The sequence below is a fragment of the Pseudomonas sp. P5_A2_2 genome, assembly GCF_054177685.1.
Window position 1 is genome coordinate 1 of sequence record NZ_JBGCUL010001063.1, and the last position, 1473, is coordinate 1473.

At 56.0% G+C, this 1473-nt stretch carries 1 pseudogene; it reads right to left on the reverse strand.

The annotated features are described in order from the left end of the window. A pseudogene (locus ACXRVY_RS28790) lies at positions 1-1473 on the reverse strand (DNA-directed RNA polymerase subunit beta'); the annotation flags it as partial.

The window sequence follows — 1473 nt, forward strand, 5'->3', positions numbered from 1 at the left end:
CCCAACGGCTCTACAACGTCACCGCCTTCAATGTGCGGAGTCATCAGCAGACCGTGCTCGGTGCCGCAATCGATCTCGGTTACAACCAGATCTTGTGCAACGTCTACCAGACGACGAGTCAGGTAACCGGAGTTAGCCGTTTTCAACGCGGTATCCGCAAGACCCTTACGAGCACCGTGAGTGGAGATGAAGTACTGAAGTACGCTCAAACCTTCACGGAAGTTCGCGGTAATCGGCGTTTCAATGATGGAACCGTCCGGCTTGGCCATCAGGCCACGCATACCGGCCAGCTGACGAATCTGTGCTGCGGAACCCCGCGCACCCGAGTCGGCCATCATGTACATCGAGTTGAAGGATTCCTGGTCGACTTCGACGCCATGACGGTCGATGACTTTCTCTTTCGAGAGGTTGGCCATCATCGCCTTGGAAACTTCGTCGTTCGCCTTGGACCAAAGGTCGATCACTTTGTTGTACTTCTCGCCCTGGGTTACCAGGCCGGAGGCGTACTGGCTTTCGATCTCTTTCACTTCATCAGTAGCAGCATTGATGATGCGGGCTTTTTCATCCGGGATAACGAAGTCGTTAACACCGATGGAAACGCCGGAAATGGTCGAATAAGCAAAACCGGTGTACATCAACTGGTCAGCGAAGATCACGGTCTCTTTCAGACCAACCACGCGATAGCACTGGTTGATCAGCTTGGAGATCGCCTTTTTCTTCATCGGCAGGTTGACGACGTCGTAGGACAGACCTTTTGGCACAACCTGGAACAACAGCGCACGGCCGACAGTGGTGTCGACGATACGGGTGTTGCTCACGCTGCCGCCATCACGGTCGTTGACGGTTTCGTTGATCCGCACCTTGACCTTGGCGTGCAGTGCGGCTTCGCCGGCACGGAACACACGGTCAACTTCTTGCAGATCCGCGAACACACGACCTTCGCCCTTGGCGTTGATCGCTTCACGAGTCATGTAGTACAGACCCAATACAACGTCCTGCGACGGAACGATGATTGGCTCACCGTTGGCTGGCGACAGAATGTTGTTGGTCGACATCATCAACGCACGCGCTTCGAGCTGGGCTTCCAGCGTCAGCGGTACGTGCACGGCCATTTGGTCGCCGTCGAAGTCGGCGTTGTACGCGGCGCAGACCAGAGGGTGCAGCTGGATAGCCTTACCTTCGATCAGTACCGGTTCAAACGCCTGGATACCCAGACGGTGAAGGGTCGGTGCACGGTTGAGAAGAACCGGGTGTTCGCGAATCACTTCAGCGAGAACGTCCCAAACCTCTGGCAGCTCGCGCTCGACCATCTTCTTGGCAGCCTTGATGGTGGTAGCGAGACCACGCATTTCAAGCTTGCCGAAAATGAACGGTTTGAACAGCTCGAGAGCCATCTTCTTCGGCAGACCGCACTGGTGCAGACGCAGGGTCGGACCTACGGTAATTACCGAACGGCCGGAGTAGTCAACACGC